Source organism: Kosakonia pseudosacchari (genome assembly GCF_015167415.1).
Taxonomy (GTDB): domain Bacteria; phylum Pseudomonadota; class Gammaproteobacteria; order Enterobacterales; family Enterobacteriaceae; genus Kosakonia; species Kosakonia pseudosacchari.
The window spans coordinates 1,499,428-1,525,222 of the sequence record NZ_CP063425.1 but is presented as its reverse complement, the minus strand read 5'-3'; the positions used below and the strand labels follow the sequence as shown (position 1 = coordinate 1,525,222).

The window sequence follows — 25,795 nt, the reverse complement described above, 5'->3', positions numbered from 1 at the left end:
CGGTAGTTCCATTCGTTAATGTGCCCTTTCGCGCGTTGATCATTTATTAGGGCGGTGCTAGTTTTTTACCTGCATTACGCTTGTTACCGAATATCGGGCAAAACCTAAATGCAGAGAATGCGGGCGACATCCGCTCGTTGCTGTATTTACGTTTTGCCCGTTTTTGTTTGCAGGAGTTGGCGATGCTGGTCAAACAAATATTAAATAATAACGTTGTCAGCGCCATTGATGAGCATGGCCTTGAGGTTATTCTGACCGGGCGCGGCTTAGGGTTTAATACCCAAAGCGGTGCGCGCGTCGATGCGCAAGCCATCGAAAAAATATTCCATTTGCAGGATTCTCAAGTCTCCGCACGTTTTAAAGATCTGGTCAGTGAAGTGCCGGTGGAAATAGTGCAACTCACCGCCGATATTGTTGCGCTGGCGCGATCTACACTTGCACATAAATTAAGTGAAGGCCTGTACGTTACGCTCGCCGATCACTTGCACTTTGCCCTGCAACGCACAGAAAAGAATGAAGTTTTGCCCAATCCGTTAGAGTGGGAAGTGCGCCATTTCTATACCGACGAGTACGCCATTGGCCGCCAGGCGCTCGGCATGATTGTCGCGCGTACCGGCACATTATTACCCGACAGTGAAGCCTGTAGTATTGCGTTGCATATTGTGAATGCCGGGCTGAACGATACGATGGGAAAAACCACAAAAATTACGCGGCTTATTTATCAGTTACAGAATATTGTTAAATACTTTTTCACCCTGCCGCTCGACGAGCACAGTCTGAATTACCAGCGTTTCATTACCCATTTAAAGTTTTTTGCCCAACGGGTCATTGATGGCGTGGTGTTAAATAATGACGACGAAGAGTTATTCGCGATGGTGCAGCGTCGTTATCAAACCACCCTGAAATGCGTTGACGCAATTAACGAATTTGTCGGCAAAAATTATCACCACACGATGAGCAATTCGGAAAAACTCTACCTGACCGTGCATATCGAAAATGTGGTGCAACGGATAGAGTCGTAAGGCAACCACGTCGCGCCTGCGACCCAAAGTATCAATTCTTTCCAGGCTTGTTACTGTTAAATCAGGCAAACCCCAGAAGAACAAAGCGCCGGTGGATAACCGGTAATTGTTATGGCACCTGTCATGCAGGTGCCAGTCTGGAGGAATGACCATGAACTATCAGGATACCGCGCAGCAGATAATCAATAAGATCGGCGGCAAGGGCAATATTCTGTCACTGTTTCACTGCATCACCCGTTTGCGTTTCTTACTGAAAGATAACGACAAAGCCGATCGCGCCGCGCTGGAAGCGCTGGATGGCGTGATTGGCGTAAACATTTCCGGCGATCAATATCAACTCATCATCGGCAATGACGTGGCCCCTCTGTGCGACGCCTTGCTGGCGGCCTTACCGGGCGTCTCTGCCGCCAGCGCAGCGCACTCAGGAAAACGCCGCAACCCGGTATCGGTGGTACTGGAGGGGTTATCCAGTATCTTCTCACCAATCATTCCGGCGATTGCCGGAGCCGGTATACTGAAAGGCGTGCTGGCACTGATGGTGGCCATGCACTGGCTGGAAACCAGCAATCAGACGTATCAAATACTGCTCGCCATCAGCGATGGCGTGTTCTACTTTATGCCGCTGGCGCTGGCCTTCAGCGCGGCGAGTAAGTTTGGCGCGAACCCCTATGTGGCCGTTGCGCTGGCCGCCGCCCTCTTCCACCCGGCGATTCAGACACTGTTTAAATCCGGCGCAGCGATCACCTTCATGAGCCTGCCAGTACCAACGGTGAACTACGCCTCCACGGTGATCCCGATTCTGCTCGCTGTCTGGCTGCTTAGCCGGGTGGAAAAGCTGATAGATCGCCTGATGCCCGGCGTGCTGAAAACCATGTTCGTGCCGTTGCTCAGCCTGGTTATCGTCACGCCCATCACCCTGATTGCCATCGGCCCACTGGGTATTTTCGCCGGGAACGCGCTCTCCAGCGGCATTATCTGGCTGGTGGAAAACGCAGGCGTTGTGGCGGGCGTGGTGGTTGGCGGCACGCTGTCGATGATCATCATCACCGGTATGCACTATGTGCTGGTGCCCATTATGATCAACAACATCAGCACCATGGGTTTTGACCCGTTCAAAATCCTTTTCTATGTCGCCAACCTCGGACAGGCGGGCGCGGCATTTGGCGTGTTCCTGCGCGCTCGCGATAAGAAGCTGAAATCACTGGCGTTGAGCACCAGTTTCAGCGCCGCGATGGGTATTACCGAACCGGCGATGTACGGCATCAACATTCGCTATAAACGCCCGTTTGCCGCAGCACTTATTGGCGGTGCCTGCGGCGGCGGTTTTGCCATGGCGATGGGTGTCAAAACCTACGCCTTCGCCCTAAGCGGTCTGCCCGGTCTGCCGGCGCTGGTTGGCCCGACGTTTATGTGGGCGCTGGTCAGCATCGCCATCTCTTTTGTCTGCGCGGCGGTTGTCACCGTGGTGCTGGGTTTTGAAGAAACCGTCGTGGCAGGCGTTAGCCCAATGCCGGTGGCACGCAGCGAAGAGAAACTCTTCGCGCCGGTCAGCGGCGAGTTGAAACCGCTCAATACCCTGAGCGATCCGGTGTTTGCCGATGAAATTTTCGGCAAAGGGATCGCCATTTATCCCACCAGCAGCGAGCTGCGTTCTCCGGTCAACGGCACGGTGGCATCCCTATTTGAAACGCATCACGCGCTGGCGCTGCAAAGCGATACCGGGGCGGAGATCCTGATTCATATCGGCATTGATACGGTGAAACTCGGCGGTAAACACTTCACCAGCCACATCGTCGCCGGGCAAAACGTCGAAGTCGGTGATTTGCTGATGAGCTTCGATCTGGCGGCATTGCAGGCCGCAGGCATTGATCCCAGCGTGATTGTGGTGGTCACCAACAGCGAACAATACGGCGATATCAGCCCGGTGAAAACCAATGGCGATGTCGCCAGCCGGGACGCATTTCTCACACTGACCGCAAGCGCGGCGTAAGGAGCAGAGACATGGCATTTTCAAAAGCATTTCCCGAAGGGTTTTTATGGGGTGGCGCAACCGCTGCCAACCAACTGGAAGGTGCGTGGAATGTAGGCGGCAAAGGGCTTTCCGTCTCGGATGTTTATACCTTTGATAGCAACACGCCGCGTGAGCGCTGGCTCGACCAGTGGCTCGGCATGACGCATGCGCAGGTGCGGGAAGCGCAGGATCCGCACAGCAAAAAATATTACCCGAAGCGCAAAGGCAACGACTTTTACCACCGTTTTAAAGAGGATATCGCGCTGTTCGCCGGCATGGGTTTTGGCTGTTTTCGTATGTCGATTGCCTGGACGCGCATCTTCCCGCGCGGCGATGAAACCACGCCGAACGAAGCGGGGCTGAAATTTTACGATGAAGTCTTCGACACGCTGCTGGCGCACGGTATTGAACCGATTGTGTCGCTCTCGCACTATGAAATGCCGCTGGCGCTGGTGACCGATTACGGCGGCTGGCCGAACCGCCAGGTAGTGGACTTCTATGTGCGTTTCGCCACCACAGTGTTCACTCGTTATCGCAAGAAAGTGAAGTACTGGATGACCTTTAACGAGATCAACTGCGTGAAGCATCACCCGTATGTCAGCGTGGGCGTGATCGAAGAGAACAACCCGCATCTGGAGCAGGATAAATACCAGGGCGCGCATCATCAGTTTGTTGCCAGTGCTCTTGCGACCAAAGCCTGCCACAACATCATTCCCGGCTCGCAGGTCGGTTGCATGATCAGCTACCAGATGCTTTACCCACACACCTGCCACCCGGACGATTTGCAAGCCTGCGAAGAGATGCAGCGTGTATCGCTGTTCTTTAGTGATGTGCAGGCGCACGGTTATTACCCCGCCTACACCGACCGCATGCTGGCCGAAAAAGGCGTGACGCTGCAAAAAGTGGTTGGCGATGATGAGATCCTGCGCCAGCACCCGGTGGATTTCGTCTCCTTTAGTTATTACATGTCGAGCACCGTCAGCGCACACCCGGAAACGCTGGAAGGCACCGAAGGCAACCTGGTTACCGGCGGCATTCGCAACCCGTATCTGCCCACCAGCCAGTGGGGCTGGCAAATCGACCCGAAAGGGCTGCGCCTTGCGCTCAATCAACTGTATGACCGCTATCAGAAACCACTGTTTATCGCCGAAAACGGCCTCGGCGCGGTGGACACCGTCAACCCGGATGGTTCCATCGATGACGACTACCGCATCGATTACCTGCGCCAGCACGTTGAGCAGATGAAAGAGGCCATCGCCGATGGCGTGGATCTGTTCGGCTACACCTGGTGGGGGCCGATTGACGTGGTCAGCGCGGGTACGGCGCAGATTTCCAAACGCTACGGCTTTATCTATGTCGACCAGGATGACATGGGCAATGGCACGCAGGCGCGTTCGCTGAAGAAAAGCTACCACTGGTATAAAAAACTGATCGCCTCGAACGGCGAAGACTTAGCCGATTAAGGAGTAGATATGTCTGTTTTTCCGAAAGATTTTTTATGGGGCGGCGCCATTGCCGCCAACCAGGCGGAAGGGGCGTGGAACGAAGACGGCAAAGGGCCGTCTATCGCCGATGTGGTACGCGGCGGCATCGCCTCCGGCAAACATGATGCCGTGATTGACCCCAACCTTTACTATGCCAGCCACCAGGCGATAGATTTCTATCACCGTTACAAAGAGGACGTGGCGCTGTTCGCCGAGATGGGTTTTAAATGTTTTCGCACCTCGATTGCCTGGTCGCGCATTTTCCCGCGCGGCGATGAAACCACGCCCAACGAGGCCGGTTTAGCGTTTTATGATTCGCTGTTTGATGAGCTGCATAAATATGGCATTGAGCCGGTTATCACGCTCTCGCACTATGAAACGCCGCTGGCGCTGTATCAGGAGTATGGCGGCTGGAAGAACCGCCAGTTGATTGACTTTTTCAGCCGCTACTGCGAAACGGTATTTCGCCGCTACAAAGGCAAGGTCAAATACTGGATGACCTTCAACGAACTCAACAACATGAACCGCATGCCGTTCGCCACCGGCGCGGTGGATGCCGATGCCGGCGCGCAGGCGATCTGGCAGGCAAATCATCACCAGTTTGTCGCCAACGCGCTGGCCAACAAGTTATGCCATGAGATTATCCCGGAGGCGAAAATCGGCTGCATGTTGTCGCTGAGCACCGTCTACCCGGCAACCAGCAATCCGCAAGATATCTTCTCCACCATGCAGTTGCGCCGCCGTTCGCTGTTCTTCTCGGATGTGATGATGTTCGGGCACTACCCGGCGTTTGCGCCACGTCTGTTCCGTGAACTGGGCGTAAAACTGGAGATTGCCGAAGGCGATCTGCAACTGCTGGCAGAGTATCCTTCGGACTACCTCGGCTTTAGCTACTACCGCAGCGTGCTGCACCAGGCGGGAGGCCAGTTCCGCATTGATACCGGCGGCACCGCCGGGCTGGACAACCCCTATCTGGAGAAAACCGAATGGGGCTGGCCGATTGACCCGCAAGGTTTTCGCATCGTCTGTAATGAGCTGGCGGATCGCTACCGTAAGCCGCTGTTCATTGTTGAAAACGGTTATGGCGGCGTGGATGAACCGGACGAAAATGGCCAGATTAACGATGACGCCCGTATCGATTATGGTCGTCGCCACATCGAAGCCATGGCGCAAGCCATGGAAGATGGCTGTGACATCATGGGTTACACGTGGTGGGGGCCGATCGACATTGTCAGCGCCGGGACAGGCGAAATGAAAAAACGCTACGGCTTTATCTATGTCGATAAAGACAACGACGGCAACGGCACGCTCACGCGCAGTAAGAAGAAGAGTTTTGGCTGGTATCAACAGGTTATCGCCAGCAATGGCGAAGTGCTGTAAGGTTAAAACCGGGAGGCGCTGCGGCGCTTCTCTTATTTTGGCCTGTTGATGATAAAGGTTTACGCATGAGTACATGGCATCTGGTTGACCCCGAACTTCGCCCCACCCTGCAATCCTGTACACCTTCCACACTGCAAGCCGACGCACTTCCCGCCCTACGCGAGCAGCGTCAGCAAGCCGCGCTGCAGGCCATGCATCTTGATGATGGGCTTTCACTGGTGATGCACGAACAGCACATTGCAGGTAACAGCGGTGAACCCGCCGTGCGCGTGCGTGTTATCACCCCCACGGCACGTCGCACCAACCGGATGGGGATCTTGCATATGCATGGCGGCGGTCATCTGTTTGGCAGCCCGGAACAATCTTTGTCGCTCACCCGCCCGACGGCCGCACATCATGACTGCGTGGTGGTCTCTGTCGATTACCGTCTCTCGCCGGAGACCCGCTTTCCCGGTTCGCTTCATGACTGCTATGCCGCGCTGGTGTGGATGGCGGAAAACGCGGCGCAATTAGGCATCGATGCCAGCAATATCGGCCTGATGGGTGACAGCGCAGGCGCGGGCGTTGCCGCCGCGCTGGCGCTACTGGCGCGCGATCGCAAAGGGCCGAAACTGGCGTTTCAGAACCTGATGTTCCCGATGCTCGATGATCGTACGGTCGTGGAAACGGAACGAAACCCGGTGACGGGCGAATTTATCTGGACGCGGGAAAACAATGCCTTTGGCTGGCGTGCGCTGCTTGGCTGTGAGCCCGGAAGCGTTGACGTATCGCCGTATGCCGCACCGGCGCGCGCCGATGACCTGGCTGGGCTACCGCCGACCTGGATTGGCGTTGGCACGCTGGATCTGTTTCTTGATGAAGATATGGCGTATGCGCGGCGGTTAATGCGTGCGGGCGTCGAGGTGGAGCTGAATGTCTGGCCGGGGGCGTATCACGGTTTTAATTCCGACCCGCAGGCGAGCATCGCCCAGAGGGCCAGAGAGACGCGCCAGAACTGGCTGGCGCGTTTTAACCGCTAATTACTCGGCGGCGGAAGGCTTACGCGGGCGACGACGGCGAGACGGGTTGCCCGCCGGTGCCGCGCCGCCATCAAGGCGACGTCCACCTGTTGGTTTAGCGGCACCGCCATCAAGGCGGCGCCCGCCCGCTGGCTTCGCACTACCTTCACCACGGCGTCCACCCTCCTGCTTCGCAGCGCCACCTTCGGCGCGGCGCGGGGAGCGCGGTTTTTGTCCTTCGCCTTCACTGCGGCGCGGCGCAGACTGACCACGGCCACCGCCGCCCTGCCCGCGACCACTGCCCTGACGACCACCGCCCTGGCCGCGACCATTCTGAATCGGCTCAGCTTTGATCGACGGATCCGGCTCATAACCGTCAAGGGCAATACGCGGGATCTCTTTTTTCAGCAGGCGCTCGATATCGCGCAGCAGTTTATGTTCGTCAACGCATACCAGCGACAGCGCTTCGCCGGTCGCCGCCGCACGGCCGGTACGGCCAATACGGTGCACGTAATCTTCCGGCACGTTCGGCAGTTCGTAGTTCACCACATGCGGCAGCTCTTCAATGTCAAGCCCACGCGCCGCGATGTCGGTCGCTACCAGCACACGAATGTCGCCAGATTTGAAATCCGCCAGCGCACGCGTACGCGCGCCCTGGCTTTTATTGCCGTGGATCGCCGCGCTGGTGATGCCGTCTTTATTAAGCTGCTCTGCCAGGTGGTTAGCGCCGTGTTTCGTACGGGTGAAAACCAGCACCTGCTGCCAGTTGCCCTCGCCAATCATCTGCGACAGCAGTTCCCGTTTGCGTTTTTTATCAACGAAATGCACATGCTGTGTCACCTGCTCAGAGGCGGTATTGCGGCGCGCCACTTCGATCTCCAGCGGATTACGCAGCAGCTTTTCCGCCAGCTGTTTGATCTCATCGGAGAAGGTCGCGGAGAACAGCAGGTTCTGACGCTTCGGCGGCAGTTTTGCCAGCACGCGGCGAATATCGTGGATAAAGCCCATATCGAGCATACGATCGGCTTCGTCCAGCACCAGGATTTCCACGCTATCGAGTTTCAGCGCGTTCTGGTGTTCCAGATCCAGCAGACGCCCCGGTGTCGCCACCAGGATGTCAACGCCGCCGCGCAGCTTCATCATCTGCGGGTTAATGCTGACGCCACCGAATACCACCAGCGAGCGGATATTCAGGTATTTGCTGTACGCCTGAACGTTTTCCCCCACCTGCGCCGCCAGTTCACGGGTTGGCGTTAAGATCAGCGCGCGGATCGGGCGACGGCCTTTGGCGTGCGGCTCGTTTTGAATCAGGCGTTGCAACAGCGGCAGCGTAAAACCGGCCGTTTTACCGGTGCCGGTCTGGGCGCTTGCCATCAGATCGCGGCCTTGCAGCACCGCCGGGATAGCCTGCTGCTGAATAGGGGTCGGCTGAAGATAACCCTGCTCGGCAACAGCGCGCAGGATTTCCGGGTTCAGGCCAAGGGCATCAAAAGACATAACAACTCCACACCGCCCCGACCTGTGAACAGGTGTAGTTTTCGAGGAGATAATAATTTGGCTGATGACAAAAACCACAATGTCATGAAGGGGCGGAGTGTATCAGCTTTTGTGATCACACGCATAAAATATCCCTCCGGGCACGGAATGCGTGATATCAACGCCCCGCTGACTGGACAAGCCTAAACTTTAGCCATAAAGTTAATCAATCGATTGATTAACTTCCATCACCGCCATGCATACAACACCGACCACCAGCCGGGGTGAACAGGCCCGAAACCAGCTGATTGCCGCCGCGCTGGCGCAGTTTGGTGAATATGGCTTGCATGCCACCACGCGGGATATCGCCGCACAAGCCGGGCAGAATATCGCCGCGATCACTTACTATTTTGGCTCAAAAGAGGATTTATATCTCGCCTGCGCACAGTGGATTGCCGATTTTATCAGCGACAATTTTCGCCCGCATGTACAAGCCGCCGAAGAGCTGTTCGCCCAGCCCACGCCGGATAAAGCCGCCATTCGCGAGCTGATCCACCGCGCCTGTAAAAACATGATTGTGCTGCTCACCCATGACGAGACGCTCAACCTGAGCAAATTTATCTCCCGCGAGCAGCTCTCGCCGACGCGTGCTTACCAGTTGGTGCATGACCAGGTGATTGCGCCGCTGCACAGCCACTTTACGGCGCTGCTCGCGGCTTACACCGGACGCGACGCCAAAGATACACAAACCATTATTCATACCCATGCGCTTATCGGCCAGATCCTCGCCTTTCGCCTCGGGCGGGAGACCATTTTGCTGCGCGCCGGTTGGACGCAGTTTGATGAAGAGAAAGCGACACAGATTTATCAGGTCATCACCTGTCATATCGATCTTATCTTGCAAGGATTAACGAACAGGAGTTCAACGTGATGAAAAAACCCATCGTCGTGGTAGTGATAGTTGTGGTGGTACTGGCCGCGCTGGGCGGCGGCTGGCTGTGGTATCAAAGCAAACAAGACCGCACACTCACCCTGTACGGGAATGTCGACATTCGCACGGTGAATCTAAGCTTCCGCGTTGGCGGGCGGCTTTCTGCGCTGAACGTGGATGAAGGGGATGCGATACGTGCCGGGCAAACCCTTGGTGAAATAGACAAAGCGCCGTATGAAAACGCGCTGTTGCAGGCACAAGCCAATGTCGCCACCGCGCAGGCAAAATACTCGCTGGCGACCGCCGGTTACCGCGATGAAGAGATAGCCCAGGCCGTCGCCGCCGTACGCCAGGCGCAGGCGGCATATGACTACGCGCAGAATTTCTATCAGCGCCAGCAAGGGTTGATGAAAAGCCGGGCGATTTCGGCAAACGATCTGGAAAATGCCCGCTCTTCGCGGGATCAGGCCGAGGCCACGCTGAAATCGGCACAAGATAAATTGAGCCAGTACCGCGCCGGTAATCGCCCGCAGGAAATCGCCCAGGCAAAAGCCAGTCTGGAACAGGCTGAAGCCGCGCTGGCGCAGGCGCAACTGGATCTGCATGACACCACGCTTATCGCGCCAAGTAACGGCACGGTACTGACGCGCGCCGTCGAACCCGGCAGCATGCTGAGCGCCGGAAGCACCGTATTAACCCTCTCCCTGACGCGCCCGGTATGGGTTCGCGCCTATGTGGGTGAGCGCAATTTGCACCAGGCACAGCCGGGGCAAGAAATTTTGCTCTATACCGATGGCCGCCCGGATAAGCCTTATCACGGCAAAATTGGCTTTGTTTCGCCCACCGCCGAATTTACGCCGAAAACTGTCGAAACCCCGGATTTGCGTACCGATCTGGTCTATCGCCTGCGCATTATTGTGACCGATGCCGATGACAGCCTGCGCCAGGGGATGCCTGTAACGCTGCGCTTTAGCGGCGAGGCCCGCCATGAGTGAAGCGGCTATCCATCTGCGCGGTCTGGTTAAGCGCTTTGCCGGTATGGAAAAACCCGCCGTCGCGCGACTGGATTGTGAAATCAAAGCGGGATATGTCACTGGCCTTGTCGGCCCGGATGGCGCCGGGAAAACCACGCTGATGCGCATGCTTGCCGGGCTGATGCGCCCGGATGAGGGTAGCGCGCAGGTGATGGGGCTTGATCCCATCGCTAATGACAGCGAGCTGCATGCCATGCTCGGGTATATGCCGCAAAAGTTTGGCCTGTATGAAGATTTGACGGTAATGGAAAACCTCAATCTGTATGCCGATTTGCGCAGCGTTACCGGTGAACAGCGTCGCCAGACCTTTGCGCGACTGCTGGAGTTCACCGCCCTCGCCCCGTTTACCGGGCGACTGGCGGGGAAACTCTCCGGCGGCATGAAACAGAAGCTGGGGCTGGCCTGCACCCTGGTCGGCGAGCCAAAAGTGCTGTTGCTGGATGAGCCAGGTGTCGGTGTCGATCCGATCTCCCGCCGCGAACTGTGGCAGATGGTGCACGAGCTGGCGGGCGACGGCATGCTGATCCTCTGGAGCACCTCCTACCTTGATGAAGCCGAGCAGTGCCGCGATGTGTTGTTGATGAACGAAGGCGAACTGCTCTATCAGGGCGAGCCGAAAGCGCTGACGCAAACCATGGCCGGACGCAGCTTTTTAGTGACCAGCGCCGCGGAGAACAACCGCCGTCTGCTGCGCCGCATTCTTAAGCAGCCGCAGGTCAGCGACGGCATGATCCAGGGGCGTTCTGTACGCATGATCCTGAAAAAAGGGGCGCAAGCACAGGCGTTGCAGCAGGCAGAAAATATGCCAGCCCTGCAGATCGAGGAGACGGCCCCGCGCTTTGAAGATGCCTTTATCGACCTGCTTGGCGGCGCGGGCACCTCCGAATCGCCGCTGGGGGCGATTCTGCACACTGTGGAAGGCAGCGCGGTAGAGACGGTCATTGAAGCCAAATCACTGACCAAAAAGTTTGGCGATTTCGCCGCCACCGATAATGTCAATTTCGCCGTCAAACGCGGGGAGATTTTTGGCCTGCTCGGCCCGAACGGCGCGGGGAAATCCACTACCTTCAAAATGATGTGCGGTCTACTGGTGCCGACGGATGGCCAGGCGCTGGTGCTGAATATGGATCTGAAAGTCAGTTCCGGTAAAGCACGCCAGCACCTGGGGTATATGGCGCAGAAGTTCTCCCTCTACGGCAACCTGACGGTGGAACAAAACCTGCGCTTCTTTTCCGGCGTCTATGGCCTGCGTGGCCGGGCACAGAACGAGAAAATCGCGCGCATGAGCGAGGCGTTCGGGCTGAAGAGTATCGCCAGTCATGCCACCGACGAACTGCCGCTCGGCTTTAAGCAGCGGCTGGCACTGGCCTGTTCGCTGATGCATGAACCGGACATTCTGTTTCTCGATGAGCCGACTTCCGGTGTTGATCCGCTGACGCGTCGCGAGTTCTGGCTGCATATCAACAGCATGGTGGAAAAAGGGGTCACCGTGATGGTAACTACCCACTTTATGGATGAAGCGGAGTATTGCGATCGCATTGGGCTGGTCTATCGCGGGAAGTTAATCGCCAGCGGCACGCCGGACGCGTTGAAAGCGCAAACCGCTGATGAAGATCACCCGGACCCGACCATGGAGCACGCGTTTATCACGCTTATCCACAACTGGGATAAGGAGCATCACGATGAGCGTTAAAGCCCTCTCCTGGCGGCGCGTACGCGCGTTATGCGTGAAAGAGACCCGCCAGATTGTGCGTGACCCCAGTAGCTGGTTGATTGCGGTGGTGATCCCGCTGCTGCTGCTGTTTATTTTCGGGTACGGTATTAACCTGGATTCCAGCAAACTGCGCGTGGGTGTCCTGCTTGAACAGCACAGCGAAGAGGCGCTGGATTTTACCCATACGCTGACCGGTTCGCCCTATATTGATGCCACCATCAGCGATAACCGCCAGCAACTGATCCAGATGATGCAGGCCGGGCGCATTCGCGGGCTGGTGGTGATCCCGGTGAACTTCGCCGCGCAAATGGCGCGTCCGGGCGACAGTGCGCCGATTCAGGTGATAACCGATGGCAGCGAACCGAACACCGCCAACTTTGTGCAAGGGTATGTCGAAGGCATCTGGCAGCTCTGGCAACAGCAACGCGCGGAAGATAGCGGCGAGACGTTTAAGCCATTGATTGATGTGCAGACGCGCTACTGGTTTAACCCGGCGGCTATCAGCCAGCACTTTATTATCCCTGGTGCGGTGACCATTATCATGACGGTGATAGGCGCGATCCTCACCTCACTGGTGGTGGCGCGCGAATGGGAGCGCGGCACCATGGAAGCGCTGCTTTCGACCGAAATTACCCGCGCGGAACTGCTGCTGTGCAAACTCATTCCTTATTACTTTCTTGGCATGCTGGCGATGGGGCTGTGCATGCTGGTGTCAGTGTTCATTCTCGGTGTGCCCTATCGCGGCTCGCTGCTGATCCTCTTTTTGATTACCAGCCTGTTTTTGCTGAGTACCTTAGGCATGGGGTTGTTGATTTCCACCGTCACACGCAATCAGTTTAACGCAGCGCAGGTGGCGCTGAACGCCGCGTTTTTACCATCGATTATGCTGTCCGGCTTTATTTTCCAGATAGACAGCATGCCCGCCATTATCCGCGTGGTGACGTACATCATTCCGGCACGTTACTTTGTCAGCACCCTGCAAAGCCTGTTCCTGGCGGGTAATATCCCGGTGGTGCTGCTGGTAAACGTGCTGTTTTTAGTCGCCTCGGCGGTGATGTTTATTGGCCTGACGTGGCTGAAAACCAAACGCAGACTGGATTAAGGAAAAGCCATGTTTTACCGCTTACTGACGCTTATCCGCAAAGAGTTGCAATCGCTGCTGCGCGAGCCGCAAACCCGCGCTATTTTGATTTTGCCGGTGCTGATTCAGGTGCTGCTGTTTCCGTTCGCCGCCACGCTGGAAGTGACCAACGCCACTATCGCTATCTATAACGAAGATAACGGTAAGCACGCCGTTGAGCTGACGCAGCGTTTTGCCCGTGCGAAAGCCTTTACCCACGTTTTGCTGCTGAACAGCCCGCAAGAAATCCGCCCGACCATCGACACGCAAAAAGCGCTGTTGCTGGTGCGCTTCCCGGCAGATTTCTCGCGTAATCTCGACAGCGGCATCACCGCGCCGATGCAGTTGATTCTCGATGGGCGTAACTCCAACAGCGCGCAAATCGCCGCCAACTATTTGCAGCAGATCGTTAAGGATTATCAACAGGAGCTGCTCAGCGGCCGGGAAAAACCGAACAATAGCGAGCTGGTAGTGCGCAACTGGTATAACCCGAATCTCGACTACAAATGGTTTGTCGTGCCGTCGCTGATTGCGATGATCACCACCATCGGCGTGATGATTGTCACCTCGTTGTCGGTGGCGCGTGAACGCGAACAAGGCACGCTCGATCAACTACTGGTTTCACCGCTGGCGACGTGGCAAATCTTTGTCGGTAAAGCGGTGCCCGCCCTCATTGTCGCCACCTTTCAGGCAACCATTGTGCTCGGCGTCGGCATTCTGGCGTACAAAATCCCCTTCGCCGGTTCGCTGCTGCTGTTCTATTTCACCATGCTGGTGTATGGCTTGTCGCTGGTGGGCTTTGGCTTGCTGATTTCGTCGCTCTGCTCAACACAACAGCAGGCGTTTATTGGCGTGTTTGTCTTTATGATGCCGGCGATTTTGCTCTCCGGTTATGTGTCGCCGGTGGAGAATATGCCGGTCTGGTTGCAGGATCTCACCTGGGCGAATCCAATCCGCCACTTTACCGATATCACCAAGCAGATTTACCTGAAGGACGCCAGCTTCGCGATTGTCTGGCAGAGTTTGTGGCCGCTGCTGGTAATTGCGGCGACCACCGGTTCAGCGGCGTACGCGCTGTTCAGACGCAAAATTATGTGATGCATTTTCGGCTTGCGTACGGGCAGGTGCGCTTGCCCGTCTGTTTTACTGCATTAGCGGTGATCGTGAGGATTGGCTGTGTTGCCGCGTTGATGCAGACCGAAGGATTTAGCGGGAAGTTTTCTCTCTTTGGTTAGCAGCGACACCACCGCCGGCCCCGCGAGGATCGCCAGCCCGACAACCGCCAGCAAATAATTATTTTGCAATACGCGGGAGAGCAGCCAGATAACAATCAGCGACGCGCCAAAATACCAGGTAGTGGTCAACTCCTCCAGTACATCGCCGAACTCGCGCCAGCGCGCTTCATGGTGGCGCTGGAGAAATAGCATCAGCAACACGGAGATGCCATACAGCACGCACAGCCCTAAGCCAACACGCACCAGCGTGCCGCTCGTCCAGCCCATCACCAGCAGCGTTACAATCAGTACGTGCAACATAATCTGCCAGCAACTCAGGCCAGTCGCGACACGAACACGTTGTTGCCACTTCATGGCTTCTCTCCTGAAGGATTTTTATCTGTATGAAGAGTACTCGTATTTACGGAAAATTCCGTAACCCCGCCCTTTTTTGTGACAGGGACTACAATTTATTTTCACGAGGAGAGTGACGCTGGCAGGAGAGTTATGACCCAACACGCGCGAAATTTTTCATTAAAAGTGCTCACCATAAATACCCACAAAGGCTTCACCGCATTTAACCGCCGCTTTATTTTGCCCGAGCTGCGCGATGCGGTGCGCACTGTCAGTGCCGATATCGTCTGCCTGCAAGAGGTGATGGGCGCTCATGAAGTCCATCCGTTGCATGTGGAAAACTGGCCGGACACCACCCATTACGAATTCCTTGCCGATACCATGTGGAGCGATTACGCCTACGGGCGCAATGCGGTCTACCCGGAAGGACATCATGGTAATGCAGTGCTCTCCCGCTTTCCGATTGAACACTATGAAAACCGCGACGTCTCCGTTGATGGCAGCGAAAAACGCGGCCTGCTCTACTGCCGGATTGTGCCGCCGGATTTGGGTCATGCGTTGCATGTGATTTGTGTCCACCTGGGGCTGCGGGAAGCGCACCGCCAGGCACAGCTGACGATGCTGGCGGAGTGGGTCAATGGGCTGCCGGAAAATGAACCGGTGGTGGTGGCTGGCGACTTTAACGACTGGCGGCAAAAAGCCAATCACCCGTTGAAAGTGCAGGCCGGGCTGGAGGAGATCTTCACCCGTGCGCATGGCCGCCCTGCCCGCACGTTTCCGGTCAGCCTGCCGCTGCTGCGCCTCGATCGTATTTATGTGAAAAACGCGAATGCCAGCGCACCGACCGCGTTGCCGCTGCGTAACTGGCGTCATTTGTCCGATCATGCCCCACTGAGCGCGGAGATCCACCTATGAAATGTAGCTGGCGGGAAGGCAATCGCATTCAGTTGCTGGAAAACGGGGATAACTATTATCCCGCGCTGTTTGACGCCATCGACCATGCGCAGCAGCGCGTTATTCTGGAAACCTTTATCTGGTTTGAAGACGATGTTGGCCGTCAGTTGCAGCAGACGCTGCTGCGCGCTGCCCAACGCGGGATCAGCATCGAAGTATTGCTGGACGGCTACGGTTCGCCGGATCTGAGCGAACCGTTTGTCAGTGCGCTGACCTCGGCGGGAGTCATTTTCCGTTACTACGATCCCGGCCCACGGCTGTTCGGCATGCGCACCAATCTCTTTCGCCGTATGCACCGCAAAATCGTGGTGATCGATAATACGGTGGCGTTTGTTGGCGGCATTAACTACTCGGCAGAGCACGTCACCAGCTACGGCCCGGAAGCGAAACAAGATTACGCCGTGCGGGTTGAAGGCCCGGTGGTGCTGGATATTTTGCAATTTGAACTGGAGAATCTGCCGGATAACGCACCGGTCAAACGCTGGTGGCGCAAGCGTCGCCATCGCCCGGAGGAGAACCGCAAACCTGGCGAAGCGCAGGCGCTGTTTGTCTGGCGCGACAACGATGATCACCGCGTCGACATTGAACGCCACTACCTGAAAATGCTGGCGAACGCGCGCCGCGAAGTGATCATCGCCAATGCCTACTTTTTCCCCGGCTACCGTTTGCTGCACGCCATGCGCAGCGCCGCGCGGCGGGGCGTCACGGTGAAACTGATTGTACAGGGCGAGCCAGACATGCCGATTGTCAAAGTCGGCGCGGAGCTGCTCTATAACTATCTGCTGAAAGGTGGCGTGCAGGTGTATGAATATCGCCGCCGCCCGCTGCATGGCAAAGTGGCGCTGATGGACGATCACTGGGCCACTATCGGCTCCAGCAACCTTGACCCGCTGAGCCTGTCGCTCAACCTCGAAGCCAATCTGATTATTCATGACCGCGTGTTTAACCAGACCCTGCGCGACAATTTGCAGGGGCTGATTAAAAACGACTGCGTGCGGGTAAATGAGTCCATGGCGCCGAAACGAACGTGGTGGAACCTCGGAAAAAGCGTGGTGGTGTTCCACTTTTTACGCCATTTCCCGGCGATGGTTGGCTGGTTACCGGCGCATACGCCAAGGCTGGCTAAGGTGGAGCCGCCCGTTCAGCCCGAAATTGAAACCCAGGATCGGACTGAAGCGCAGCACTCAGGGGTGAAACCATGACATCACGCTCACATCCGCGCTGGCGGCTGGCGAAAAGAATCCTCACCGTGCTGTTTTTTATTGCTGTTGCGGTGCTGCTGGTGCTGTATGCACAAAAAGTGAACTGGGATGATGTCTGGAAAGTCATCCGCGACTATAACCGCACCGCGCTGCTGAGCGCCGTCGCACTGGTGGTGATCAGTTATTTGTTATATGGCTGCTATGACTTGCTCGGCCGCGCTTATTGCGGGCACAAGCTGGCAAAACGCCAGGTCATGCTGGTGTCGTTTATCTGTTACGCCTTCAACCTGACGCTCAGCACGTGGGTGGGCGGTATCGGTATGCGTTACCGGCTGTACTCACGTCTTGGCCTGCCGGGCAGCACGATTACGCGCATTTTCTCGCTGAGTATTACCACCAACTGGCTGGGCTATATTTTGCTCGGTGGGGTGATTTTTACCTTCGGCGTGGTGCAGATCCCGGCGCACTGGTATATCGACGACACGACGCTGCGCATCGTTGGCGTGGTGTTGTTGCTGGTGATTGCGGTCTACCTGTGGGGTTGCGCGTTCGCCAAACGCCGTCATCTGACGATCAAAGGCCACAAGCTGGTGCTGCCATCGTGGAAATTCGCCGTGGCGCAGTTGGCTATTTCCAGCGCCAACTGGATAGCCATGGGGGCGATAATCTGGCTGCTGATGGGTATGCAGGCCGATTTCTTCTTCGTGCTTGGCGTATTGCTGGTCAGTAGTATCGCGGGTGTCATTGTGCATATTCCGGCGGGGATTGGCGTGCTCGAAGCGGTATTCATCGCCCTGCTCGCCAGCGAGCATGTTTCACAAGGCATGATTATCGCCGCCCTGCTCGCCTATCGCGTGCTCTACTACTTCTTGCCGCTGCTGCTGGCGCTGGTTTGCTATCTGTTGCTGGAGAGCCGGGCGAAAAAGCTGCGGGCGAAAAACGAAAAAGCGATGGCGCAGCAGTAAGTTTTTAGCGCGAGTTGGTGCCCGGCAAGAGATACGACAGCAGTTCCAGCGTTCTGAAAAACGCGGTGATGACCCCAAGCCAGACAGCCAGGGCGCCACGGATCGCGCAGCTCTGCACGGTGGTGAACTCGCGGGCGTAGAGTTCACGCGCGCTCACGGTGATGGAATTGCTTTTGTATGCGCTTACCGCGCTAAAGAAGAGTACCGACATTATGCTACCGAACCACAGCAGCAGACCGCTGTGACGCAGGCTGTTTACCGCTATCGCCAGCAACAGACCCGCCAGCGCCATCAGCCAGTAGTATCCGCTGCCGCGCAGGGATGAACCAGCAAAGTGGGCAATTGCCGCGCCAAGCAGATACATCCCGCCGGTTATCGCCAGATGCACGACAATCCCGCCGAGCGGAAACAGGCTGGCGAGCAGCAAGCCCGAGAGGATACTCATCAGCACCAGACCGGCTAACGCCAACCAGGTATTGAAGCGGTCAAAAAGAACGTTGAGCGCCAGGGCGGCGACAAACCAGAGGATCACCAGCAGCACAATGATCGCGCTGTGTTCGGTAAACGCGCGGATCGCCATAACATCCAGCACCAGCCAGGCCGTCGCGATACTCAGCGCCATCCCTGCCGCCAGCCATAAGCAAATAGTCACCATCAGCTCTGCGGGGGCGACCTGTGCAGGCTGGATCCAGCCAAAGGGTTTCACCGGGTTCCTCCTTGAACAGTGGCTATCCGCCAGGCAAAAAAATCCCGGCCAGTGCCGGGATCGTGAAGCGGGATATTAACGGCGGTTGCCGAAAATACGCAACAGCATCAGGAACAGGTTAATGAAGTCGAGGTACAGCGTCAGCGCGCCGAGAATGGAGGATTTACGCAGCTGTGAGGCGTCGCGAACATCGATTTGCTGACCGATATTTTTCAGCTTCTGCGTGTCGTAGGCGGTCAGGCCAACGAAAATCACCACCCCGATATAGGTTACTGCCCACATTAGCGCTTCACTTTTCAGCCAGAAGTTGACCAGTGAAGCCAGCAGAATACCAATCAGCCCCATAAACAGCATGCTGCCGAGGCCGCTGAGATCGCGTTTGGTGGTGTAACCGTACAGACTCATCGCGCCAAACATCCCGGCGGTGACAACAAAGGTGGCGGCGATAGATTGCGCGGTGTAGACCAGCAAGATACTGGAAATCGTCAGCCCGGTTAGCGCCGAATAGAGCATAAACAGCGTGGTTGCCAGCCCGGCGCTTAGCTTATGAATCAGCCCGGAGAGCACAAACACTACCGCCAGTTGCGCAATCACCAGGCCAAAGAAGGTTATCTGGCTGGAAAAAACGAACGACATGATGGCTTCGCTGCGCGCGGCGTACCAGGCGACAAACGCCGTCAGCAGCAGGCCGCAGGTCATCCAGCCATATACCTGCGCCATATACGTTTGTAAGCCGGTGCGGCTGTGCTGAACAATTGAATCAGAACGAGGGAAACGGTCCATAATCACTCCAGATTGATGGGTTAGCCTTTTAAGGTTAACACATCTCTGCTCAACGGATTACCAACGTTCCGCCGCCTGCTTGTCGCTGTCGCGGGCTTCCACCCAGCGATCGCCTTCCGGCGTCGCCTCGCGTTTCCAGAACGGCGCGCGCGTTTTCAGGTAATCCATAATGAATTGCCCGGCGTCAAACGCGCTGCTGCGGTGCGCGCTGGCTACGCCAACAAAAACTATCTCGTCGCCCGGCCACAATTCGCCCACGCGGTGATACACCGTGACACGCCCGAGCGGCCAGCGGCTGCGCGCTTCATCAACGATCTCCACCAGCGATTTTTCCGTCATGCCCGGATAGTGCTCCAGCGTTAACGCACTGACGCTGTCACCTAAATTGTGATTGCGCACTTTGCCGGTAAACGTCACCACGGCGCCGTCTTCATCGCGCGCGGCCAGCCAGGCGTACTCCTCACCGACGTTGAATGTCGCATGATCGACGCAAATTCGCGTGTCGCTCATTTTAGCCTCCGGTCACCGGCGGGAAGAAAGCGACTTCATCGCCGCTTTGCAACGGATGGTCAAAACTGACCAGCGTCTGGTTGACCGCCGCCAGCAGTTTGCCTTCCTCCAGCGCCAGCGCCCAGCGCTCGCCCTGCGCCGCCAGATGCTGGCGCAGCGCCTCAACGGAAGCGAAAACAGTATCAATAGTGGTGCTGTCGCAGCCGACCAGCTCGCGCACCTGCGCGAAAAAAAGGACTTTAATCATTGCTATCCGCCCTGAAATCACCGGATTTGCCGCCGCTTTTCGCCAGCAAACGCACCGGGCCAATCACCATATCTTTCTGCACCGCTTTACACATATCGTAAATGGTTAACGCCGCGACCGAGGCCGCGGTAAGCGCTTCCATCTCCACGCCGGTTTTGCCACTCAGGCGGCATACGGCCTCGATACGCACGCGGTTATGTTCCGTCTCCGCCTGCAACAGCACTTCGACTTTGCTCAGCAATAGCGGGTGGCACAGTGGGATCAGTTCCCAGGTGCGTTTCGCCGCCTGGATCCCGGCGATACGCGCGGTGGCAAAGACATCACCTTTGTGGTGGCTACCATCGACGATCATCGCCAGCGTTTGCGCCGACATGGTGACAAACGCTTCAGCGCGCGCTTCGCGGACGGTTTCCGCTTTAGCGGAGACATCCACCATGTGCGCTTCGCCGTCGGCGTTAATATGGGTCAGTTGTGACATAACTTATTTCTTAAGATGGGGGTAGAAATTACACGGGCGCGTACGCGCATCCAACTGTGGCGCAATGATATTTTCCCATGCGGTGCGGCAGGCTTTAGTCGAACCGGGCATGGCAAAAATCAACGTTTTATTCGCCATACCGGCAACGGCGCGGGATTGCAGCGTCGCCGTACCAATCTCTTCAAAAGAGAGCATGCGGAACACTTCGCCAAACCCTTCAACTTCACGATCGAACAGCGGCAATAACGCTTCCGGCACCTGATCGCCTTCCGTCAAACCGGTGCCGCCGGTGATCAACACGACCTGCACATTTTCGCTTGCGATCCACGCGGAAACCTGGGCGCGAATGGCGTAACGGTTCTCTTTGACAATGGCTTTCTCAACCAACTGGTGACCGGCTTCATGCGCGGCGTCGCGCAGCCAGTGACCGGAGGTATCGTCTTCTTCACCGCGACGGCTGGAGACCGTCAAAATAGCAAGCCTTACCGGGATAAACTCCGCGCTGACCTGGCTCATGTCATTCTCCTTGCGGTTTAACCGCCGATGTAGGAAAGGTTTTGCGTAATGCCTGTATTGCCCTGATGCAGGAAGTGCGTCTGCTTTTTGTGCGTTAACGCCACCGCAATACGCTGTTCCAGCATCGCTTGCTGCGCATCGTCTTGCAGCAGATCGCGCAGATTCACGCCGCCATCACCAAACAGGCACAGATGCAGTTTACCGGTCGAGGAGACGCGCAGGCGGTTACAGCTGGCGCAGAAATCTTTTTCATACGGCATGATGAGGCCAATTTCACCCTCATAATCCGGGTGGCAGAAAACCTGCGCCGGGCCGTCGCTGCGCTGGCGCAACTGGTGGATCCAACCGCGTTTAAGCAGTTCATCGCGCAGCACCATGCCGGAGATATGGTGGTTGCGGAAAAGCTCGCTGCCCTCGCCGGTTTCCATCAATTCAATAAAGCGTAGCTGGATGGGGCGTGATTTGATCCACGCCAGAAAGGTGTCGAGCTGATGATGGTTCACGTCGCGCATCAGCACGGTGTTGACTTTGACTTTGGCAAACCCGGCGCCGAAGGCAGCATCTATGCCATCCATCACCTGGCGGAATTTATCCTGCCCGGTAATGGCGTGAAACTGACGCGCATCGAGGCTGTCGACGCTGACGTTGATGGCGGTAAGACCGGCGTCGCGCCACTGTTTAGCGTCGCGCGCCAGGCGGTAGCCGTTAGTGGTGACGGCAATCTGGCGGATAGCGCGGTTTTCGCGCACCGTCGCGATGATGTCGGTGAAATCGCGGCGCAGGGAGGGTTCCCCGCCGGTCAGTCGCACTTTCTCCGTGCCCATGGCGCTAAACGCGCGGGTAACCCGGCGAATTTCCTTGACGCTCAGGAAGCCATTATTGTTGACGCCGCTCGGCTTGTAGCCGTCGGGCAGACAGTAGGTGCAACGGAAATTGCACACATCGGTGATCGACAAACGCAAGTAATAGAACTTACGCGCGAACGCATCGGTAAGTTGTGAGGCCATGTACACCTTTCCAAGTATGGGAGATGCAGTCATTTCTTCCTGCACCCTGGCAGCAGAACCGTTCGGTTTTGCTACGGCCAAAGCACCATGTCGTGAGAGTTAGGTTGCCAAGGCTTGAGTGTATGTTTTGTCAGTAACGCTAAAATTGCTCAGGCGATAGTAGCGCGAACGCCGGGCTTTCGCTATCACGATTATCGCTATATAAATGCATACATAGCGACATGATCGTGCACTTTCGCTACAGAGTACGCGAAAATACCCTTTTTGCTTTGATATGTGTCATTTTCCTTTCCGCGCGGCATCGTCTTTTGGTGGTATTTAGGCTAACGTAGCGCGGTAAATTTTCATAAGGAATCATTATGCGTAATCGCACACTTGCAGACCTGGATCGTGTTGTCGCCCTCGGCGGCGGGCATGGCCTCGGGCGTGTGATGTCTTCGCTTGCCTCGTTGGGATCGCGGCTTACCGGCATTGTCACCACCACCGATAACGGCGGTTCTACCGGGCGTATTCGTCGCTCTGAAGGCGGGATCGCCTGGGGCGATATGCGTAATTGTTTAAACCAGCTCATTACCGAGCCGAGCGTGGCGTCGGCGATGTTTGAATACCGTTTTAGCGGTAATGGCGAACTTTCCGGGCATAACCTCGGAAATTTAATGTTAAAGGCGCTCGATCATCTCAGTGTGCGGCCTCTGGAAGCGATCAATTTAATTCGCAATTTATTAAAGGTGGACGCGTTTTTAATCCCGATGTCTGAGCAACCGGTCGATCTGATGGCCACCGACAGTGAAGGGCACCAGGTTTATGGCGAGGTCAACATTGACCAGCTTCATGCGCCAATTCAGGAATTAATGCTGTTTCCGAAGGTGCATGCTACTCGCGAAGCGGTCCAGGCAATCGCCGAAGCGGACTTGATTATCATCGGCCCTGGCAGCTTTTACACCAGTCTGCTGCCGCTGCTGCTACTTGACGATCTGGCGCAGGCATTACGCCGTACACCCGCACCGGTCGTTTACATTGGCAATCTCGGTAAAGAACTCAGCCCGGCCGCCGCCAGCCTGACGCTGGCAGACAAGCTGGCGATTATGGAGCAGTACGTCGGCAAAAAAATCATTGATGCCGCCATTGTTGGCCCGAAAGTCGATACGCAGGACGTTAGCGATCGGTTAATCATTCAGGAAGCGCTGGAAGCCAGCGATATCCCCTACCGCCACGACCGGCATCTGCTGCGCGTAGCGCTGGAAAAAGCGGTGCAACATCTGGGTTAAAACGCAGGCGGCGGGAATTCTTTCTCCCGCCATCGCTTTGCTTAATTCCTTAAGGTTGTCTTAAAAATCGGCTGTCAGCATAGCGCTACTTTCATTGCAGGATCCGAGTATGCGTATGCGTCACCTTCGTCGGCCCGCCTTAAGCCGCCTTCATTTTATTCTGCTCTTTGCCGCCTACATTGCGCTGGGTCTGAACATTGCGTTTTATCATCAGGCATTCACTTTGTTGCCGGTGAACTCATGGCATAGCTGGCTGGTTTTTCTCTCCATGCCGCTGGTTGCTTTCAGCGTTATTAATATTGTGCTGTCTCTGGCGTCGTTTGTGCGTCTTGATCGCCTGGTTATTACACTCTTTGTGCTGGTGAGTTCGGCGGCGCAATATTTCATTTCGACGTTTGGCATTATTATCGACCGTTCGATGATCACCAATATTCTTGACACCACGCTGGCGGAAAGTTTCGCTCTGCTGTCGACTAAACTGGTGCTGACGCTGCTGCTGACCGGCATTCTGGCGATAGTTATCGCCTGGTGGATTAAAATAAAACCGGCCCGCTCCGCGTTACGTAGCATAATGTTGCGCGTTGCCAGCATCATTATTTCGGTGCTGGTTATTGTGGCGGTGGCGCTGCTGTTTTATAAAGATTACGCCTCGCTGTTTCGTAATAATAAAGAGCTGGTGAAATCACTCAGTCCGTCTAACTCGATTGCCGCCTCGCTCTCCTGGTATTCCCATAACCACACGGCCAATTTGCCGCTGGTGCGTATTGGTGAAGATGCGCATCAGCGCGCGGAAATGCGTAATGGCCCGCACAAAAATCTCACCATTCTGGTGCTGGGTGAAACTTCGCGTGCGGCAAACTTTTCGCTCGGCGGTTATGCGCGTGAAACCAATCCCTTGTTAAAGCAGGATAATGTTATCTACTTCCCGAACACGGCTTCCTGTGGGACCGCCACCGCCATCTCCGTACCGTGCATGTTCTCCGGTATGACGCGCGCCCATTATGATGATCAACTGGCGGCGCATCAGGAAGGGTTGCTGGATATTATCCAACGAGCGGGAATTAACGTGATGTGGAATGAGAACGACGGCGGCTGTAAAGGCGCGTGCGATCGTGTTCCGCATCAGGATATGACGCAATTAAACTTGCCGGATTACTGCATTAAGGGCGAATGCCAGGATGAGATTTTATTCCACGATCTCGCCAGTTATATCGATAAATTACAGGGAGACGGAGTGATTGTATTACACACGATCGGCAGCCACGGGCCGACGTATTACAACCGCTACCCGGCGCAGTTCCGTAAATTTACACCGACCTGCGATACCAATGAAATTCAGACCTGCTCACAGCAGCAACTGATTAATACTTATGACAACACCATTTTGTATGTCGATTATATTGTTGATAAAGCAATAAAATTGCTTCAATCGAAGCAGGATAAATTCACCACCAGCCTGGTTTATCTCTCCGATCACGGTGAGTCGCTTGGCGAAAATGGCGTTTACTTGCACGGTCTGCCGTACTCCATCGCGCCGGAAACACAAAAACATGTTCCGCTACTGATTTGGCTGTCGCAGGAGTATCAAACGCGTTATGGCGTGAACAGTCAGTGTCTGCAAAAAAATGCGCGGGAGAAGGCGGTTTCACAGGACAACCTCTTCCCGACGATGTTGGGTATACTGGGTGTCAGCACGAAAGAGTACCGTGCTGAAGACGATCTTTTAACCGCGTGCCGGGGGCCGTTGAAATGAAGATTCTGGTGGTTGAGGACGATGCTCTGCTGTTGCAGGGGTTGATTCTGGCGATGCAAAGCGAAGGATACGCCTGCGATGGCGTCTCTACCGCGCACGAAGCGGCGTTGTGTCTGGCGAACGGCCATTACAGCCTGCTGGTGCTCGATTTGGGGCTGCCGGATGAAAACGGTTTACATCTGCTCACCCGGCTGCGTCGCGAAAAATATACGCTGCCGGTATTGATCCTCACCGCCCGCGATACGCTTGAAGATCGCGTTGCGGGGCTGGATACCGGTGCAGACGACTACCTGGTTAAACCTTTTGCGCTGGACGAGCTGAACGCGCGCATTCGCGCGCTGCTGCGCCGCCATAATAATCAGGGTGATAATGAAATCAGCCACGGTAATCTGACGCTGAATGTGACCCGCCGCCAGGCGTGGCTGGATAATCAATTACTTGAGCTGACGCCAAAAGAGTACGCCCTGCTCTCGCGCCTGATGCTGAAAGCCGAAAGCCCGGTACACCGGGAAATCCTCTATAACGATATTTACAACTGGGATAACGAACCGTCGACGAATACGCTGGAAGTGCATATCCATAATTTGCGCGACAAAATCGGCAAATCGCGTATCCGTACTGTGCGCGGATTTGGTTATATGCTGGTGCAACCGCAGGAACGGAGCTGA

General features: G+C 56.0%; 25 protein-coding genes and 1 riboswitch. Of the genes, 16 read left to right on the top strand and 9 right to left on the bottom strand.

The features are described 5' to 3' along the window. Positions 1–182: 182 nt before the first annotated feature. From licT to IP581_RS07080, 5 genes are all read left to right on the top strand, one after another. Positions 183–1,022 carry a BglG family transcription antiterminator LicT gene (gene licT / locus IP581_RS07100; RefSeq protein WP_193822130.1) on the top strand — a complete coding sequence of 280 codons (840 nt, stop codon included), beginning with the start codon at positions 183–185 and terminating at the stop codon, positions 1,020–1,022. A gap of 151 nt (positions 1,023–1,173) precedes the next feature. Next, the gene (locus tag IP581_RS07095) at positions 1,174–3,012 is read left to right on the top strand and encodes a beta-glucoside-specific PTS transporter subunit IIABC (RefSeq protein ID WP_193822129.1); all 1,839 of its coding nucleotides are present in this window, start codon (positions 1,174–1,176) and stop codon (positions 3,010–3,012) included. An 11-nt stretch (positions 3,013–3,023) separates the two neighbouring features. Then, positions 3,024–4,496, top strand: a complete 1,473-nt coding sequence (locus IP581_RS07090) for a glycoside hydrolase family 1 protein (RefSeq protein ID WP_193822128.1) — start codon at positions 3,024–3,026, stop codon at positions 4,494–4,496. A gap of 9 nt (positions 4,497–4,505) precedes the next feature. Next, entirely contained in the window at positions 4,506–5,897 is a 1,392-nt protein-coding gene (locus tag IP581_RS07085) for a glycoside hydrolase family 1 protein (protein WP_086871699.1), read from the top strand. A 65-nt stretch (positions 5,898–5,962) separates the two neighbouring features. After that, positions 5,963–6,916, top strand: coding sequence for an alpha/beta hydrolase (locus IP581_RS07080; RefSeq protein ID WP_193822127.1), 954 nt, complete (start codon positions 5,963–5,965; stop codon positions 6,914–6,916). Here the strand turns inward: IP581_RS07080 and rhlE are convergent, their stop codons facing one another. Continuing rightward, entirely contained in the window at positions 6,917–8,392 is a 1,476-nt protein-coding gene (rhlE, locus tag IP581_RS07075) for an ATP-dependent RNA helicase RhlE (protein WP_193822126.1), read from the bottom strand. It abuts the gene before it with no gap. Positions 8,393–8,627: 235 nt separating this feature from the next. Between rhlE and cecR the strand changes: the two genes are divergently transcribed. From cecR to IP581_RS07050, 5 genes are read left to right on the top strand one after another with little or no spacing between them, the layout of a single operon-like run. Beyond that, on the top strand, positions 8,628–9,302 hold the full coding sequence (cecR, locus tag IP581_RS07070) for a transcriptional regulator CecR (protein WP_020457113.1): 675 nt from the start codon (positions 8,628–8,630) through the stop codon (positions 9,300–9,302). After that, positions 9,302–10,297, top strand: coding sequence for a secretion protein HlyD (gene hlyD, locus IP581_RS07065; protein ID WP_193822652.1), 996 nt, complete (start codon positions 9,302–9,304; stop codon positions 10,295–10,297). The genes cecR and hlyD overlap by 1 nt, the downstream gene beginning before the upstream one ends. Further along, a complete protein-coding gene (locus tag IP581_RS07060; RefSeq protein ID WP_193822125.1) occupies positions 10,290–12,029 on the top strand; it encodes an ATP-binding cassette domain-containing protein in 1,740 nt (579 codons plus the stop codon). Before hlyD ends, IP581_RS07060 begins: the two co-directional genes overlap by 8 nt. Beyond that, positions 12,019–13,152, top strand: a complete 1,134-nt coding sequence (locus IP581_RS07055) for an ABC transporter permease (protein ID WP_193822124.1) — start codon at positions 12,019–12,021, stop codon at positions 13,150–13,152. Before IP581_RS07060 ends, IP581_RS07055 begins: the two co-directional genes overlap by 11 nt. Before the next feature lie 9 nt (positions 13,153–13,161). Further along, the gene (locus tag IP581_RS07050) at positions 13,162–14,268 is read left to right on the top strand and encodes an ABC transporter permease (RefSeq protein ID WP_193822123.1); all 1,107 of its coding nucleotides are present in this window, start codon (positions 13,162–13,164) and stop codon (positions 14,266–14,268) included. Positions 14,269–14,321: 53 nt separating this feature from the next. Here the strand turns inward: IP581_RS07050 and IP581_RS07045 are convergent, their stop codons facing one another. After that, complete coding sequence (locus IP581_RS07045) at positions 14,322–14,759, bottom strand: YbhQ family protein (protein ID WP_086871685.1); 438 nt, start codon at positions 14,757–14,759, stop codon at positions 14,322–14,324. 132 nt (positions 14,760–14,891) lie between these two features. Between IP581_RS07045 and IP581_RS07040 the strand changes: the two genes are divergently transcribed. From IP581_RS07040 to IP581_RS07030, 3 genes are read left to right on the top strand one after another with little or no spacing between them, the layout of a single operon-like run. Continuing rightward, positions 14,892–15,653: an endonuclease/exonuclease/phosphatase family protein gene (locus IP581_RS07040; RefSeq protein WP_086871683.1), complete on the top strand. Its 762-nt coding sequence runs from the start codon at positions 14,892–14,894 to the stop codon at positions 15,651–15,653. After that, the gene (clsB, locus tag IP581_RS07035) at positions 15,650–16,894 is read left to right on the top strand and encodes a cardiolipin synthase ClsB (RefSeq protein ID WP_193822122.1); all 1,245 of its coding nucleotides are present in this window, start codon (positions 15,650–15,652) and stop codon (positions 16,892–16,894) included. The genes IP581_RS07040 and clsB overlap by 4 nt, the downstream gene beginning before the upstream one ends. Next, positions 16,891–17,859 carry a lysylphosphatidylglycerol synthase domain-containing protein gene (locus IP581_RS07030; RefSeq protein ID WP_086871679.1) on the top strand — a complete coding sequence of 323 codons (969 nt, stop codon included), beginning with the start codon at positions 16,891–16,893 and terminating at the stop codon, positions 17,857–17,859. The genes clsB and IP581_RS07030 overlap by 4 nt, the downstream gene beginning before the upstream one ends. A 4-nt stretch (positions 17,860–17,863) precedes the next feature. Here the strand turns inward: IP581_RS07030 and IP581_RS07025 are convergent, their stop codons facing one another. The 7 genes from IP581_RS07025 to moaA all read right to left on the bottom strand — a co-directional run bounded on the left by IP581_RS07025 (position 17,864) and on the right by moaA (position 22,106). Beyond that, positions 17,864–18,565, bottom strand: coding sequence for a Bax inhibitor-1 family protein (locus tag IP581_RS07025; protein WP_193822121.1), 702 nt, complete (start codon positions 18,563–18,565; stop codon positions 17,864–17,866). A gap of 75 nt (positions 18,566–18,640) precedes the next feature. Continuing rightward, positions 18,641–19,348 (bottom strand): Bax inhibitor-1/YccA family protein, encoded by a 708-nt coding sequence (locus tag IP581_RS07020; protein WP_017455996.1) that lies wholly within the window; start codon positions 19,346–19,348, stop codon positions 18,641–18,643. A gap of 57 nt (positions 19,349–19,405) precedes the next feature. Beyond that, positions 19,406–19,858 (bottom strand): molybdopterin synthase catalytic subunit MoaE, encoded by a 453-nt coding sequence (gene moaE / locus IP581_RS07015; RefSeq protein ID WP_193822120.1) that lies wholly within the window; start codon positions 19,856–19,858, stop codon positions 19,406–19,408. Position 19,859: 1 nt separating this feature from the next. Continuing rightward, positions 19,860–20,105, bottom strand: a complete 246-nt coding sequence (moaD, locus tag IP581_RS07010; protein WP_097400664.1) for a molybdopterin synthase sulfur carrier subunit — start codon at positions 20,103–20,105, stop codon at positions 19,860–19,862. Further along, a complete protein-coding gene (moaC, locus tag IP581_RS07005; protein ID WP_086871673.1) occupies positions 20,098–20,583 on the bottom strand; it encodes a cyclic pyranopterin monophosphate synthase MoaC in 486 nt (161 codons plus the stop codon). Before moaC ends, moaD begins: the two co-directional genes overlap by 8 nt. A 3-nt stretch (positions 20,584–20,586) precedes the next feature. Further along, a complete protein-coding gene (moaB, locus tag IP581_RS07000; protein ID WP_193822119.1) occupies positions 20,587–21,099 on the bottom strand; it encodes a molybdenum cofactor biosynthesis protein B in 513 nt (170 codons plus the stop codon). A 17-nt stretch (positions 21,100–21,116) separates the two neighbouring features. Continuing rightward, positions 21,117–22,106: a GTP 3',8-cyclase MoaA gene (gene moaA, locus IP581_RS06995; protein ID WP_193822118.1), complete on the bottom strand. Its 990-nt coding sequence runs from the start codon at positions 22,104–22,106 to the stop codon at positions 21,117–21,119. Continuing rightward, positions 22,094–22,239, bottom strand: a riboswitch (molybdenum cofactor riboswitch). Its footprint overlaps the gene before it by 13 nt. A gap of 226 nt (positions 22,240–22,465) precedes the next feature. Between moaA and yvcK the strand changes: the two genes are divergently transcribed. The 3 genes from yvcK (at position 22,466) to pmrA (ending at position 25,795) form a co-directional block, all read left to right on the top strand. Then, positions 22,466–23,374 carry a uridine diphosphate-N-acetylglucosamine-binding protein YvcK gene (gene yvcK, locus IP581_RS06990; protein ID WP_097400661.1) on the top strand — a complete coding sequence of 303 codons (909 nt, stop codon included), beginning with the start codon at positions 22,466–22,468 and terminating at the stop codon, positions 23,372–23,374. A 109-nt stretch (positions 23,375–23,483) separates the two neighbouring features. After that, positions 23,484–25,127 (top strand): phosphoethanolamine transferase EptA, encoded by a 1,644-nt coding sequence (eptA, locus tag IP581_RS06985; protein WP_193822117.1) that lies wholly within the window; start codon positions 23,484–23,486, stop codon positions 25,125–25,127. Beyond that, a complete protein-coding gene (pmrA, locus tag IP581_RS06980; RefSeq protein WP_086871663.1) occupies positions 25,124–25,795 on the top strand; it encodes a two-component system response regulator PmrA in 672 nt (223 codons plus the stop codon). Before eptA ends, pmrA begins: the two co-directional genes overlap by 4 nt.

Coding starts and splice junctions, on each gene's coding strand:
- licT (WP_193822130.1), top strand. CDS start 183: ATGCTGGTCAAACAAATATTAAATAATAACGTTGTCAGCGCCATTGAT.
- moaD (WP_097400664.1), bottom strand. CDS start 20,105: ATGATTAAAGTCCTTTTTTTCGCGCAGGTGCGCGAGCTGGTCGGCTGC.
- IP581_RS07060 (WP_193822125.1), top strand. CDS start 10,290: ATGAGTGAAGCGGCTATCCATCTGCGCGGTCTGGTTAAGCGCTTTGCC.
- IP581_RS07050 (WP_193822123.1), top strand. CDS start 13,162: ATGTTTTACCGCTTACTGACGCTTATCCGCAAAGAGTTGCAATCGCTG.
- IP581_RS07020 (WP_017455996.1), bottom strand. CDS start 19,348: ATGGACCGTTTCCCTCGTTCTGATTCAATTGTTCAGCACAGCCGCACC.
- IP581_RS07090 (WP_193822128.1), top strand. CDS start 3,024: ATGGCATTTTCAAAAGCATTTCCCGAAGGGTTTTTATGGGGTGGCGCA.
- moaC (WP_086871673.1), bottom strand. CDS start 20,583: ATGTCACAACTGACCCATATTAACGCCGACGGCGAAGCGCACATGGTG.
- hlyD (WP_193822652.1), top strand. CDS start 9,302: ATGAAAAAACCCATCGTCGTGGTAGTGATAGTTGTGGTGGTACTGGCC.
- IP581_RS07045 (WP_086871685.1), bottom strand. CDS start 14,759: ATGAAGTGGCAACAACGTGTTCGTGTCGCGACTGGCCTGAGTTGCTGG.
- cecR (WP_020457113.1), top strand. CDS start 8,628: ATGCATACAACACCGACCACCAGCCGGGGTGAACAGGCCCGAAACCAG.
- rhlE (WP_193822126.1), bottom strand. CDS start 8,392: ATGTCTTTTGATGCCCTTGGCCTGAACCCGGAAATCCTGCGCGCTGTT.
- IP581_RS07080 (WP_193822127.1), top strand. CDS start 5,963: ATGAGTACATGGCATCTGGTTGACCCCGAACTTCGCCCCACCCTGCAA.
- IP581_RS07095 (WP_193822129.1), top strand. CDS start 1,174: ATGAACTATCAGGATACCGCGCAGCAGATAATCAATAAGATCGGCGGC.
- IP581_RS07030 (WP_086871679.1), top strand. CDS start 16,891: ATGACATCACGCTCACATCCGCGCTGGCGGCTGGCGAAAAGAATCCTC.
- pmrA (WP_086871663.1), top strand. CDS start 25,124: ATGAAGATTCTGGTGGTTGAGGACGATGCTCTGCTGTTGCAGGGGTTG.
- IP581_RS07040 (WP_086871683.1), top strand. CDS start 14,892: ATGACCCAACACGCGCGAAATTTTTCATTAAAAGTGCTCACCATAAAT.
- moaE (WP_193822120.1), bottom strand. CDS start 19,858: ATGAGCGACACGCGAATTTGCGTCGATCATGCGACATTCAACGTCGGT.
- moaA (WP_193822118.1), bottom strand. CDS start 22,106: ATGGCCTCACAACTTACCGATGCGTTCGCGCGTAAGTTCTATTACTTG.
- eptA (WP_193822117.1), top strand. CDS start 23,484: ATGCGTATGCGTCACCTTCGTCGGCCCGCCTTAAGCCGCCTTCATTTT.
- yvcK (WP_097400661.1), top strand. CDS start 22,466: ATGCGTAATCGCACACTTGCAGACCTGGATCGTGTTGTCGCCCTCGGC.
- clsB (WP_193822122.1), top strand. CDS start 15,650: ATGAAATGTAGCTGGCGGGAAGGCAATCGCATTCAGTTGCTGGAAAAC.
- moaB (WP_193822119.1), bottom strand. CDS start 21,099: ATGAGCCAGGTCAGCGCGGAGTTTATCCCGGTAAGGCTTGCTATTTTG.
- IP581_RS07055 (WP_193822124.1), top strand. CDS start 12,019: ATGAGCGTTAAAGCCCTCTCCTGGCGGCGCGTACGCGCGTTATGCGTG.
- IP581_RS07085 (WP_086871699.1), top strand. CDS start 4,506: ATGTCTGTTTTTCCGAAAGATTTTTTATGGGGCGGCGCCATTGCCGCC.